A 14,104-nucleotide genomic window follows, 5' to 3' on the forward strand; every position below is an offset into this window, starting at 1 on the left:
ATGGCCAAAGCCGCCGTCTTCGCCCGCCAGCCCAGGCTGTTCATCGACCGCATCCCGTTGCCGGCAGCGAAGAGCGGCAGGCGCGTCTGCAGCACGCGTTTTCGCGGTCAACTCGTCCAGGGGCCGGAGCGGCATCGCCGTTCCGGTCCTCACATCGGCTGCTGGCGCGGTGGCGCCGGCAAGTCGGTGGAAGCTTCCGCCCCGATCATCACACCGCGCCAGTGAGGCCGCCATGACGACACAGGTTGAAAGCCTCAGCGTCGGCTACGAGGATCGTGCCTCCGCCGCCGCCAATGCGGTTGCCGACGCGATCCGGCATCTGGGTGAAGAAGCCCAGACCGCCGAGAGCCGTGTTGCGCGCCTCGGCAAGGGCAGCGAACAGCTGGCCAAGTCCTTCAGCGACACCGAACGGCTGGCGGCGAAGGTCACCGCGGCGACGAAGCAGTTCCGCCAAGCACTCGATGAGCTGGACCGCTCCGAACTGAACCTCGTCGAGAAGGAGAAGCTGCGCACGAGCATCCTGCAGCAGCAGGAGCAGGCGGTGCAGCGGGTCACCGCTCAACAGGAACGGTATCTGGCCGGCATGCGGGCGATGGAGGCCGCAGCCGGCGCACAGACGGCCGGCATGGCGGCCTCCACCGCGGCTGCCGGCGACAGGACGGGTGCGCTGGACAGGAATTACGACGCGGCCACCAGGCTGATCCAGCAGGAGGCCACGCTGAACAAGATCCATCGCGAGAGTGCCGGCACCGCCCGGCTGACGGCGAATGAGATGGGCAACCTCGCCTCCGTGATCCTGGATACGGCGTCGCAGCTCGGCGGCGGGCAGGGCCCGTTCCTGATCCTGATGCAGCAGGGGCTGCAGGCCGTCGAAGCCGTCGGCGGCGTATCGCGCGCCATGGCGCTGCTGGCGTCGCCGGCAGGGCTGGCGACCATGGGCGCGCTGGCGCTCGGCGGTGCGATGGCGGTTGTCATCGAGCGGGCGGTCGAGGTCAGCGCCCACACCCGCCGCCTTTCGGTGGACATCCAAGCCATGGGCAACGCCTCGGGAGTATCGGCGGGGCAACTGCGCGCCATCGAGACGCAGCTCCGACAGCAGGGTGTCAGCAGTGATGCGGCCTTCGCCTCCGTCCGCACTCTCGCCGGGGCGCGTGGGCTGCCATCGTCCATACTGGGCGATGTCGCCAGTATCGGCCGGAACATGGCGGCCGGAACCGACGACGTGGCCGAATCGGTCAAGGGGCTGACAGACACCCTGACAGAAGGGTATACCGGCATTCGCAAGCTGGATGACCAGTTCAATTTCCTGACGGTGGACGAACGCCGGCAGATCGAGGCGATGGCGCGGCATGGCGATCAGGCCGGCGTGCTCAAGACCTCGGTCGATGCGCTCCATCGGCAGTTCGACGGCCTGCACGAGAAGGCGCTCAGCCCAGCTGGCGCCGCTATGGAGCGCTTGTCTGCTGGCTACAACCGCTTGCTGGACTCCATCGCCAGCCGGCCCATCGTCATCAAGGGACTGGAGGCGCTGGCCCTGCTGTTGGACAGAACGGCCGGCAGCATCGGAGAGCCGACCAAGGCGGAGCGGGTCGCCAGCATCCGCCGGGAGCTGTCGGATCTGGATGCGCAGTATAGCCGCCTACCTGAGGCGACGTCCGGCATTCAGGCCACCCACGAGGCGATTATCCTGCGTCGCATCGACCTGATGCAGCAGCTCACGAAACTGGAAAAGGAGAACTCGGCCGGCCAGCCGTCGCAAATCAGCACGGGGGCGCCGCGCACCGCCGGTACGTCCAATGCGCGGAGCGGGATGCCCGATCCTGCCGCCGCCAAGTATGTGAGCGAGCAGGCCACCGCATTCGAGCGTCTATCGGAGGCGATGCAGGGGAATGCCGCTCAGCGGACCCTTGCTCAAGCCGAAATGCAAGCGGAGGAGGATATCAGTAACCGCCGGCTGCGTGGCACTGCTGCCGACGAGATCCGCATCATCCGGCAGAAAGAGGCTCTCCTTCAGTTGACGGTGGCGGTCAACGACAACAACCGCGCCGCTGCCGCGGAGGTGGCCGGCGCCGATCTGGTCGCCCGCGCTTACGGCCAGTCCACGGCGGCGGTGCGCGAGGCCGAGATCCAGAGCAAGGCCCTGACCGAGGTGGCGCGTGGCACCATCGAGCCGTACGACGCCATCGTGAAGCGGCTGCGGTTGCTGGACGACGCCCAGCGTAAGGTGCAGGCCGCCTCCTTCGACGCCACGTTGCGCCAGCAGGTCGAGGATGCCAATCGGCTGGCCGCTGCCTGGGGCAACGGCGCCGACGCGGCACGCGAGGCTGGTCTCGCCAACGAAGCGCTGGCCGAGGCCCGCAAGCGCGGTCTGGACCCCTCCCGCGATGCCGGGCAGATCCGGGACATCGGCGCCGGCATTCTGGCCCGCGACGCCGCGCAGCGTTCCCAGCAGTTCGCGCAGATGGCTGCAGAGCAACGCCGGGCGGTCGATCTCGCCAACGCCGAATACGACACGCTCGGCCAGTCCAATGCCGAGCGCGCCAAGACCCTGGCCGTGCTCCAGACCACCAACGAGCTGCGCGACAAGGGCGTTGACCTGACCGACGCCGGCACCCAGGCCTATATCCGGCAGGCGGGCGAACTGGCGCGTTTCAAAAGCCAGATGCAGGACGCCGCGCAGAACGCCGCCAGTGTGGCGCAGCCGATCGCCACGGCATTCGAGGATGTGATCCTCGGCGCGAAGAAGGCGGGCGATGCCGGCAAGGCCCTCGCCGAGGAGCTGAGGCGGGTCTTCGTCCATACGGTCATCACCAAGCCGGCCGAGACTTGGCTGACCGGAACGCTGACCAAGCTGATGTCCGGGCCGATCGATCCGGTGAACGACAATACGCCGAAGCCGGCCAACGACCCCGGCACGCTGGACCGCATCGTCGGCTCCGTCAAAGGCGGCCTCGGTTCGTCGTCGGACAATGCCATGTGGGTGCGGATGGCTGGTTCGGCCTCCGCGGTGGCGCTCGATCCGCAGGCGCTGACCGGCAGGCCCATGCCCGTTGCGGTCAAGGATGACAAGGGCGCCGGCATCGCCGGTCTGCCCGTGACCGACGCTGCGCCTTTGCCGGTGGCGATCAAGGACGGCGGGCAGGTTGCCGACCTGATCCGGTCGGAGTCGCGGGCGCAAGGGGTGCCGGAGGAGGTGGGGCTCGCCATCGCCAAGATGGAGTCCGGCTTCCGCCAGTACCACGCCGACGGCCGGCTGCTGACCAGTTCCGCCGGGGCCATGGGCGTCATGCAGCTGATGCCCGGCACCGCGAAGTGGCTGGGCGTCGATGCGACCGATACCCAGGAAAATGTCCGGGGCGGCATCAAGTATCTGGCGATGTTGGGTCGGCAGTTCGGCGGCGACTGGACCACGGCTGCGGCGGCCTACAATGCCGGACCGACTCGGGTGCAGCAGTACCTGACCCAGGGCCGCGCCCTGCCGGCGGAGACGGTCACCTACATCGAGCGCTTCGGCGCCACGGTGAAGACGGTGGGAACCGACGTGTCGGTCCTCGGCACCCGGGTGGGGGGCGTCACCAAGGCGCAGGAGGACGCGCTGCAGGCCCAGCTCGACGCGGCCAATACGGCGAAGGTGGCTACTGGAAGCGCACAAGACCTCAACGCCTCGCAGTCGGCCCTGGTGGCATCGGTACTCGGCACCACCGCGGCAAACGACAACGCGGCGTCGGTCATCGAGGTGCAGTCCCGCGCCGTCAGCCACATCGGTGAAAACGCCATCAGCGCGGCCGGTCATCTGGACGATGCGGCGGATGGCGCCAAGGCCCTGGCGAAGGCCTCGGACTCGGCCGGCGACACGCTGCTGGCCGGGGCACAGTCCGTCTACAACGGCTTTTCTGACGCGGTCTCCGGGATCTGGAATTGGGTCGCTGGACTGTTCAGCGGCGTGTCGGGCGGCGGCGCGGCGACCTCGACCACTAGCGGGCAGGCCGGCGCGGCCTCCGGATCGTCCGGCGGCGTGGGCAACTTGCTATCGCTGGGCAGCAAATTCATGCCGTCGTCGTGGACGTCCTCGATCACGTCGAGCATCGACAGTTGGGGTGCCTCGGCGCTCGGCATCGGCACGGCGGCGGCGCCGGGGATGACCGCGGCGGCTGGTGGGGCGGCTCAAGCTGCTGGCGTTGCCGCTGTTCCTGGTGGCATCACAAACGCGGCGGTCGCGAACGGCGCCGTCACCGGCGGCCTGACATCCTACCTCGGTCCCATCGGTGGCGGCTTTGCAGCCGGTAGCCTGATCGGGCCGATGGTCGCCAACGGCAACAAGGCGGTGGGTGGTCTGGCTGGTGCCGCGTCCGGTGCGGCGGTGGGTGCGCTGATCGGTTCGGTGATCCCAGGCATCGGCACCTTGGTCGGCGCGCTCATCGGCGGTGCCAGCGGTGGACTTGGCGGCCTGCTGGGCACTCAGAAGCCCACCGTCGGACCGACCGCCTCGGCCGACATCACGATCAACACCGGCGGCAAATCAGCAACATCGGGCAACTACCTGACGGATAACGACGGTGACCCCAAAGCCGCCCAGCAACTCGGCTCGGCCTTCTCCGCCATCTTCACCGCTGCCGCCTCGGGCGGCGGTGTGCTGGCGAAGGATTTCGGCATCGGGCAGACCGCAACCAAGGGTCTATACGTCGCAGGCAGCGTTCCCTACAAGGAGTTCGGCAAGGGCGACGATGCGCTGGGCAACCTGCTGCGCTACACGCTGCTGGAGCAGGGCGGCCTGACGAATGCCGGGCCGAACGTCACCAAGGCCATCCAGAACACGAAAGCCTCCTCGTACGAAGATGCCGCCAAGGATATCGGCCTGGGCGCCACCATCGACGCCGGCATCACGGCCCTGTCCGAACTGGACAAGTCCCTGGCCGGGGTCACCCGGTCGGCCAAGAACGCGACCACCGAGTCGCTGAAACCGATGCTGGAGGAGCTGGACCGGGCCAAGAAGCTCGGGATCGGCGACAGCTATGTCGGCCTCGCCACCGCCCAGTTGAAGGGCTACCTGGAGCAGTTGAAGAACCCGGTGGACTGGACGCAGGGCGAGCAGGACATGGCCACCCTGACCGGCCAGTTCCAGGCGCTCCGCGACGCCGCGGTGCAGCTGGACCCGGCGCTCGCCACCACGGTCGACCAGATCGAGGCGGAGACGCGGGCTCGCACCAAACAGCGGGCCGAGACCGATGCCAAGCGGCTCTTGAACAGCGCGTCCGGCCACGAGTTCCTGAACCAGATCACCGACCTGGGAGACACCCGCGACAAGAGCGCGCGCAATCTGGCCGCTGCCGGTGCCGACATTTCGGTTGCCGGCGACATCTTCAACGCCGCCCTGACCAGCCTTCTGACGGACCTGAACCCGTCGGAACTGGATCTCGTCACCAGGAGCTTCGGCGGCGACATCGGAGCGCTCGCCCAGACCCTGAAGACCACAGGCAAAGCCGCGGTCGAAGCGGCGGCCAATCTTCGCGCCTACAACGCCGATCTCCAGAGCCGGATGCATGCGGCCGTCGGGAATGTCCGCGGCTCGGGCTTGCTGACGCTGGACCAGCAGCAGTCGGTGGAGATGGCCAAGGCCAAGGCCGATGGCTACGACACCTCCGTGCTGGCTCTGGTGCAGGGGGCGGAGCGCGGCCAGAAGGCTTTCGAACTGGCGCAGGCGGATGTTCTGGCTTGGTACGATCAGGAGATCGGCGCCCGGCAGACCTTCATCGGCGAGTTGCAGGACGGCGCGTTGAAGGTGGCGCAGGCGGCCAAGCAATTCGCCGCCGCCCGCGATGCCCTCGCCATCTCCAGCGATGCCCCGATCAGCCCGCAGGAGCGCCTGACCGAGGTCAAGCGGCAATGGGACGCGGCCCTGGGGACTGTCCGGTCGGCCACCGCCAGCGACGAGGACAAGGACACCGCCCGGTCGAACCTGATCAACCTCGGCCAGACCCTGGTGTCGATCGAGAAGGAGAACAGCGCCGGCACCGCCCGCACTCTCTACGACATGGTGCTGGGGGTCGAAAAGGAGCTTGGAACCCTCGCGCCGGACAGCGCCGCGGCGACGGCCGACGCCCAGATCAAGGTCGCGCAGGACAGCCTGAAGGAACTGCAGAAGGCGCGGGCGGACGCGGCGTCGATGGGGCAGCGGCAGTTGGGCAGCCTCGACGGGCTGAAGGACACCATGGGTCAGAGCCTCGCCGTCTGGCAGGCGGCGCTGTCCCCGCTCCAGCAGCTCACCGGCACCACCTCCACCACGCCGCGCTACAGCGCTCCGGCATCGGTCCAGACGGCGTGGGACACCCTGTCCGTGGCCCAGCAGGGCGGCATTGCCCAGGCCATGGGCTGGGGCGGGCAGGTGGACGAGGCCTTCAACTTCTGGCTCGGCTCGTCGGCCAGCCGCCGATCCGATTTCGAGTCGCGTGTCCTGGCGGCCGGTGGCGGGGCATCCACGCCGCGGTACGGCGCGCCTGCCGACGTGCAGTCGGGATGGGACGGGCTGTCCGGTGCCCAGCAGGTCGGGATCGTCCGGGCGATGGGCTGGACCGGATCCATCGATCAGGCCTTCAACGCCTGGCTGGCGACCGATGGCAGCCGTGCCGCCACCTTCGAGAGCCACGTCAGGACCATAGCCGGCGGGGCGGTCTATTCGGCATCTGCCGACATCATGCGGGCCTGGGAGGCGCTGTCGGCCGACCAGCAGGCCCTGGCCGTCCGGATGGCCGGATACCCCGGCGGCGTGGACGCCGGCCTCAACGCCTGGGTCCGGCTCGGTCATCAGGCCGATTTCGAGTCGGCGGTCCGGGCGCGGGCAAAGGCCGCCGGCATCCCCAGATTCTGGACCGGTACCCTGTCCACGCCGCCGGGCGCGATGTGGGTCGGCGAGACCGGACCCGAACTGCTGTGGCAGGGCGGCGGGGCGGCGGTGGCCTCGTCGGCGGACTCGCTCCGGATCGTCGGCATGCACCAGACGGCGGCGAACGACAGCTCCCCGCCGCCCGTCGCTCCGATCCGGCCGCCGGCCGGGCCGCTGGCGTCCGACAACCGGGAAATCCTGGCGGTGCTGCGCGACATCGCCCGCCGCATCGAGCGGCTGGAGACGAGCATCCACGAAGCCGAGGGCGAGGCGCAGACCCAGCGCAGCCGCATCGCCCAGGACGAAATCACGCTGATGCGCCAGCAGTTGGACGAGCTGCGGGAGCAGCAGGTCAAGCGCGCCGCGTAACGGAGGGTTCCATGGACATCCACCTCTACGACCTCGTGGCCTATCACAAGGCCTCGGGGCACCTGCACCGCTGGCCGCTCTGCGCCGGATCAGTCGCCTACCAGTCCCGCAGCGGCGACAATCCGCCATCGGTGACTTGGCTGCCGCTGGTCGGGCAATGGCCATCGGTGGCGGTCACGGCGGCGGCCGATGGCGCCAGGGCGCAGATCGACGACCTGCGGCTGATCAATGTCCGGCAGACCGACGACCTGCCGCGCCATGCCTCCGTCTACGACATGACGGCGGGGGTCTGGCTGCGCGTGCCGCTCGGCACCCGGCCGCTGAACCTGCTGCTGACCGATTACATCGTCCAGGCGGTGACGGAGCGGGTGGCGGCGGCCGGGGCACCGCTCGACACCGCGGTGACGGTCTGGCAGGCCAAGGCCGGCATGATTTCGCCGGATGTGACCGAGCTTAGGCTGCCGGTCTATGACCGCCAGCTGGATTTCGACACGCCGATCCAGAAGGAGGACGCGAAATATGCCGGGACCGGCGGCTATGAGGGTCCGGAGACGCTGAAGAACGCGCTGAAGGAGCGGTGCTTCGGCCACTGCCCCATGGTGCAGCCGACCTATCTCGGCATCGTCGACTTCGGGAGCGGGGCCGGCGGGCTGCTGCATGTCTGGTCGGTGAATGGCGGCCTGCCCATCGCCGACGTGCCGCGGGGCTGGTCAGGCGGGGTCGCCGTCAGCAAGACGGCCGGCATCCCAGGTTCCAACCAGTTCCGGGTCGATGTCGCGACCGGCAGGATCCACACGGCGGTCCACTACGAGGACTTCCGGGTGGAGGTGAAGGGCGACAAGAGCGGCGGGGTCTGGAGGCGCTATATCGGCGAAGTGATCGCGTTTCTCGCCACCACGCATGGCGGGATCGTCAGCGCGGCCGATGTCGGCGGCATGGATGCGACCCCGCGCACCGTCGGGTTGTACCTGCCGGCTGGCGACGGGCGCACCCACCGGGATGCCTATGGGAAGCTGGTCGGCAGCGTTCCGCGCGGCCGCTGGTTCGTCGATCTGCAGGATCGGCTGGTGGTGACCCGGCTGCCGCGGGCCATGGCGGCCACGCCGACCCGCTCATACAGCAAGGTCAGCGGCGCGACCGACGGCCTGAAGCCCACCGCTGGCGGCAGCGTGACGCCGACGAAGAAGGTCACCGTCCTTTATGCAGAAAACCCGAGCCCGACCGCTGCGGCTGTGGACGCCACGCCGGCAGACACTGCGCTGTGGACCCAGCAATGGCGCGAGTCGGACAGTGCGACCGATCCGGTAATTCAAGCCGCCTATGGGGTCAGCGCGAAGACCGATCGCATCGAGACGGCGCTGACCTTGAAGGCGGACGCCGACGCAGAGGCGCCGCTGTGGCTGGCCGAGAAGGCTTGGCCGCCGCAGCCCTACAGCCTGAAGGTGCGTGACGGGGCACCGGGGCTCTGGATCGGCGGCGCCGTCACCGTGGTGGACGACATCGCCGGCTTCGAGACCGGCGGTCCGCTGGTCATCACCGGCCGGACCAACCGCGACAAGGGCGGCGGCGCCACCCTCTATGGGGAGCGCTGATCATGCCCGGGTCGACCTACGCCTATCTCGCCGACCGCAACGAGGTGCAGAACGGTCCGCTCGATAACCCGGCCACCATCGCCAGCTCTGCCGCTTGGGCACTCACCGCCCCGCTGACCTCCATGCTGACCACGCCGGTTTCTGACCGGGCGGTTTGCCTGACCAAGGGCGACGTGGACTATGCCACCGGGGCGCCGATCAATCCGGTGGTCGTCACCCTGACCTGGCAGTTCCCGATCTTCCTGTCGGTGGCGTCGCTGCTCGACACCAACCTCCGCCAGAACGCCTTCTATCGGATGGAGGCGTTCGGCGATGCCGGGATGACGGAGCTGGTGGCGACGTCCGTGGTCGACGGGGTGGACGCCAACGTGGTTCCACCGCTGACCGATCCGGAGACCATGCCGGCCGGCGCGCCCAACCAGATGCGCGGTGATCTCGATCCACGGGACTTCGCCCTGTTGCCCACGAACATCCACTGCGTGGTGCCGCAGGTTCCGGTGGTGGCGATCCGTTGGACCCTGTGGGGAGGTGCCTTCCGGCCGGACAGCAGCGAGGACACCGGCTATCGGATCGGCCTCGCCTGGGCTGGCGACGGCCTGATCTTCTCCCGGCATGTCGGGAAGTCCGGTGAAGGGGTCAAGGACAACGACGAGGTGATTACCGGTTCCGGCGGTTCGGCATGGGTGGAAGAAGGCATCGCCAAGCGGACGGTGACCATCGGCCGCGAGGTGACCGACCGGAAACTGCGGGACGAGCTGTTCAAGATGGCCCTGCGCTCCGGCAAGCGTCGGCCACTGCTCTACCTGCCCAGCATCGGTGACTCGTCCAACCCGTCCCGTACCGCCGACCCGGCCGCGAACTTCCTCTATGGCGGCCTCTACCGGCGATCCTCCGACCACAGCCAGAGCTACGTCAGCTCCCGCTACACCTCGACCAGTATCGAACTGGAGGAGTTCAAGGAATGAGTCTCTTCACCGAGGCGATTGATCGCCTGAGGCAGTACAATCTCGGCATCTACAACGCGGCCTCCAACCTCTTCGGGCTGTCCGGTGTCGGCGGCATGGCGGCGAATTGGTCCCGCCACAGCAAGGATGTCGCCACCGTCGGCGAAGGGGTGGCGTCCTTGGCTGATGCGGCTACCGCCAGCCAGACCTCCGCCGCTGGTTCTGCCATCGCAGCAGGCAACAGCGCAACGGCGGCCCATACCTCCGAAGTGGCCGCCGCGGGCAGTGCATCCGCTGCCGCCGGAAGTGCGACATCGGCGGCCGGCAGCGCAACCGCTGCCGCTGGCAGCGCCGGTGCGGCCGCGGGCAGTGCATCTGCCGCCGCCAGCAGCGCCACATGGGCCGATCAGCTGGCTTCGGCTGTCGGCGGAACAGTGGCGGCGGTCCGCGGTAGTTGGTTGACCACAATTGCCGACGCGGACGCCGGGAACGGCAAGGTCTGGGCCAACAATGCGACGCTGACCGCCGCAACCGTCGTCTACATCGACAATGTCGACGTCGTCGGAACCAGTGTTACCGCAGTGGTCGATCGCTGGGGCGCCAGCACCAATGCCGTCAAGGGCACTCTGCGGATTGCCCACCGGACCGACCTGACGAAATGGGTGGAGTTCCAGGTCACGGGCGCCGTGATCAATGGCGGTGGGTATCGCAAGATCCCGGTTTCCGGTGGCACGGGGCCGGGCGGCTTTGCCAGCGGTGATGTAGTGGGGGTGGGTTTCAGCCGGGCCGGCGATGCCGGCGTTACGCCTACCGGCGACGTGAACCCCACAGCGAACAGCATCGTGCAACGCAACAGCAGCGGCGATGTGATCGCTTACGGCCTGCTGGGGGCCTACTCGTCATTGAGCGGGACCAACGTCAGCGCCGTGATGACTGAGACGGACGGCACCGCCGATTCGAAGATCTGGAACAAGAACATCAACAACGGAGTAATGACTGATTACACCGCCAACGACGCAGATACCGTTAGAACGGCATGGCGCACCATCACTCGCACTGGCGGTGTAGTTACGAGTATCGATTACAAAATCGCACCTACCGTCAATGGCAATCCAATTGCTGGCGGCCTGACCGCGGTGACGCAAACCGGAAATGCGACTCTGGTCAGAAATCAGAGCTTCATCGCCAACAGCGCGTCTACCTTGACCTTTACCCTACCCACGCCTGCTGCCGTTGGTGACCGTTTCGAGGTGGTCGGTGCCGGCACGGGCGGCTGGAAGATCGCACAGAACGCCAACCAGTATATCAATTTCAACGGCAAGACGACGGCGACCGGCATTGGCGACGGTATCCAGTCGACCGATTACCGCGATTGCATTGAGCTGATCTGCACGGTGGCAAACACCGCGTTCACGGTGGTCGACAGCCAAGGAAGCCCGCAAGCCTCCGGCGACGCAGGCTACATCCTATCCTCGAGCTATTGGGCCAGCACGACGCCGATCCAGGCCCTCAAGAGCGTCTGGTCCTACAGCATGGGATCCGGGACGGGTCGCTTTGTCGGCACCGGCATGAGCACGTCGCGCACCAACGTCTGCGCTCTGCACAATTCCACCTACGCCTGGACGCTCGGCGGCTCGCCCGTTCCGTCCAGCCCAAGCGGCAGCAACGCGATCGATCGGATGGCCTTTGGCACCGAGGTGATGACGACGATCGCCAACACCACGCCCGACAGCTACAACGTCGGTGCCGGCATGGACTTCAATGCCACGATCGGCAAGAGCTATCGCTGGCGGCCGTGGGCGGGCGATATGAACCAAAGTTGGGGCACCGTCTCGCGCTTCACTTGGTCGACCGAGACGGCCGGCAATGTCAGCACAGCTTCTGCCCCCAACGAACAGCGCGTCGCACCGGTCACCAGCTCCGGCACGATCTGCTACACCTATGGCGACGAGCAGACGACGGCGACGATCAACAAGCTGATCGCCAGCAACGAGACCAGCACGAACGGCTGGGGTAGCATGGACACCGGCATGTCCAGCGCTGCAGGCGTCACCAGCTCGACGCGCGGCTATGTGCTGTCCGGCCATTGGGCCGGCTCTCTCTCGACCCGCGCCGGAGCGCTGACGTACGCCAGCGAGACTTTCGCCACCCTCGGCAACATCATGACCGCTGCCCGCAGGGAACCCGGCGCTTTCAACAATGCGACCAAAGCTTTCCTGGTCGGCGGCTACGACGGCAGCACTTACCAGAACAACGTCCAAATCTTCACCTTTGCGACCGAGGCATCGGCTGCCGGCACAGCGATTTCCGGCCAGACCATCGGCGATTATTACGGTCGCGCCAGCACTCAATCGGGAGGCTATCTCTGATGCCCAGCATCAACATCGAAGCCCTGGAACGCGAGATCCTAGAAGCGGCCGAGCATGTCCCCTTCGGAAACTCCGCTTTCCAAACCACCCACTTTACCGGCGGTGACGAAAGCGGGCGCAGCACGGCGCGGCGTGTGCGTGCCCTGCTGCTCAACATCGACAGCAAAATCCAGGCGCTGCGCGAGAACCATTTCTTCCAGCAGGAGCACCAGATCGATCTCGACGAGGCCGATCACAAGCTGACCGATCCCGATCTCGATTCCTTCGAACGCCGCCGGCTGCTGCTGAAGAAGGAGCGCGCAGCGCTTGGTGTCGCCCGCGCCGCCAAGCTGCTGCGCGACGCCATCGCAGAGATCGAGGTGATGTATCAGGAATGGAAGTCGCTGCCCCCGGTCGAGAGCCGCCAACAGTTCGAGGAAGAGGAGCACCGCTACTGGATCGACCGGCTGGTCGGCAACGCGGTCATGCAGATCAAATCGGGTGGCCGGATCGAGGTCGGTACGATCGAGGCGCTGCATCAGATCGGCGTTCATGACGTGCTGGTGGCCAAGGAGGGCGACGTCCATCTGGTGGGGCCGGCCGCTGAGATGCTGGCCTTGGAAGACAAGAAGGAGGCAGCCTGATGATCCGCTTCTATGTGACGTGCCGGCCGATTTACATGCCGACCGAGCGTGGCTTTTGGTTGATGCCCCGCCATCTGCTGGAGCGGAGTTTCACCGGCATGCCGCTACGGTATGACATCATCGTCTGGGACGAGACGAAGGACGGCCGGGCGCTTTACCAGATCGACGTCGACACGCTGGAACATCGGGACGTGGTGATTGAGGCGCTGGCGTGGTTTGGCTGCCATCAGAAGACATTGGGCAGCGCCAAGGCTCTGGCGGAGCTGCTGACCGGGCAGGTGTATGAGCTGACCGGAGACGCGACCGCCACTCATTGCTCCGACAGCGAAGGGCTGGTTGCTCCGGTACCGCCGGCCTGATCGACCGCGCCAAACACTCCCACCCTTGCCCATCCCCGGCCGCCTGTGAGCGGCTTTTTTCATACCCGGAGCGTGCCCATGCCCGATGTCCCTTCACCCAGAGCAGGAGGTGCAGCAGGCGCTGGATGCCTGCGGTGGCTATAAGGACGCCGCCCTCCTGCTGCCGCCTGCCACCTGCCGACCGGCGATAGAAGCGTTATAGGCGCCCTGTAACGCATAATTCCCACTCGGGAGATTCCCATGACCACCATGTCCACCGACACGGCGATCCCGCACGACCCCACCGAAGCCGTCATCGACGCCATCCTCCGCCGGGAGGGCTGGCCGCGCTACACGGACCGGTCCAGCGACCGCGGCGGGCCGACGAAGGGCGGCATCACGCTGGCAACGCTGACGAGATGGCGGAAGCGCCCGGTCACCGCAACCGATGTCGCCGCGCTGGACGAGGCCGAGGTGCGGGCGATCTACCGCGCCCGGTACATCGAGGAACCGGGCTTCGTCGGCATCGCCGACGCCGCCCTGCGCGCCCTGGTGATCGACAGCGGCGTCAACCACGGAACCACCCGCGCCGGGAAATGGCTACAGGACGCGGTGAATGACCTTGCCGGCCGGCCGCTCCTGAAGGTCGACGGCGCCGTCGGGCCGAAGACGCTCGCCGCGGTGAACGGCGCCGACGCGGCCGGGCTGTGGCGCTCGGTCTTCGTGGCCCGGATGTGCTTCTACGGCGACCTGATCTCAAGCGACGCGCGGAAGCGTGGCCGCACCGATGATCAGGCACTCAATGCCGCCGGCTGGCTCAACCGGTTGGCCGAGTTTATGGAGGTGTGAAGATGCGGATGTTCCCCGTCCTGAAATCCACCGTCCGCCCTTTCCTGGCCTAATCCTCACGCTGCCAGCAGCCTCGTCGGTCGCGTGCGTTGATCAAGCCGGCCGAGGAGGATCTCGCCGCTACGATATCGCTGAACGGT

At 67.3% G+C, this 14,104-nt stretch carries 8 protein-coding genes; all 8 read left to right on the forward strand.

Annotated features, from left to right (window positions below):
- Complete coding sequence (locus J2848_RS27960) at positions 1-225, forward strand: hypothetical protein (protein ID WP_149234011.1); 225 nt, start codon at positions 1-3, stop codon at positions 223-225.
- 7 nt (positions 226-232) lie between these two features.
- Positions 233-7,249 (forward strand): phage tail length tape measure family protein, encoded by a 7,017-nt coding sequence (locus J2848_RS36030; protein ID WP_149234010.1) that lies wholly within the window; start codon positions 233-235, stop codon positions 7,247-7,249.
- Between the two features lie 11 nt (positions 7,250-7,260).
- The gene (locus J2848_RS27970) at positions 7,261-8,841 is read left to right on the forward strand and encodes a hypothetical protein (protein WP_149234009.1); all 1,581 of its coding nucleotides are present in this window, start codon (positions 7,261-7,263) and stop codon (positions 8,839-8,841) included.
- A 2-nt stretch (positions 8,842-8,843) separates the two neighbouring features.
- Positions 8,844-9,806, forward strand: a complete 963-nt coding sequence (locus tag J2848_RS27975) for a hypothetical protein (RefSeq protein ID WP_149234008.1) — start codon at positions 8,844-8,846, stop codon at positions 9,804-9,806.
- Positions 9,803-12,154 (forward strand): hypothetical protein, encoded by a 2,352-nt coding sequence (locus tag J2848_RS27980; protein WP_149234007.1) that lies wholly within the window; start codon positions 9,803-9,805, stop codon positions 12,152-12,154. The genes J2848_RS27975 and J2848_RS27980 overlap by 4 nt, the downstream gene beginning before the upstream one ends.
- Positions 12,154-12,777: a hypothetical protein gene (locus tag J2848_RS27985; protein WP_149234006.1), complete on the forward strand. Its 624-nt coding sequence runs from the start codon at positions 12,154-12,156 to the stop codon at positions 12,775-12,777. The genes J2848_RS27980 and J2848_RS27985 overlap by 1 nt, the downstream gene beginning before the upstream one ends.
- Positions 12,777-13,136, forward strand: a complete 360-nt coding sequence (locus J2848_RS27990; RefSeq protein WP_149234005.1) for a hypothetical protein — start codon at positions 12,777-12,779, stop codon at positions 13,134-13,136. Before J2848_RS27985 ends, J2848_RS27990 begins: the two co-directional genes overlap by 1 nt.
- Positions 13,137-13,376: 240 nt before the next feature.
- Positions 13,377-13,964: a glycoside hydrolase family 108 protein gene (locus tag J2848_RS27995; RefSeq protein ID WP_149234004.1), complete on the forward strand. Its 588-nt coding sequence runs from the start codon at positions 13,377-13,379 to the stop codon at positions 13,962-13,964.
- Positions 13,965-14,104 lie beyond the last annotated feature (140 nt).

The organism is Azospirillum lipoferum (assembly GCF_024170005.1).
GTDB lineage: Bacteria > Pseudomonadota > Alphaproteobacteria > Azospirillales > Azospirillaceae > Azospirillum > Azospirillum lipoferum.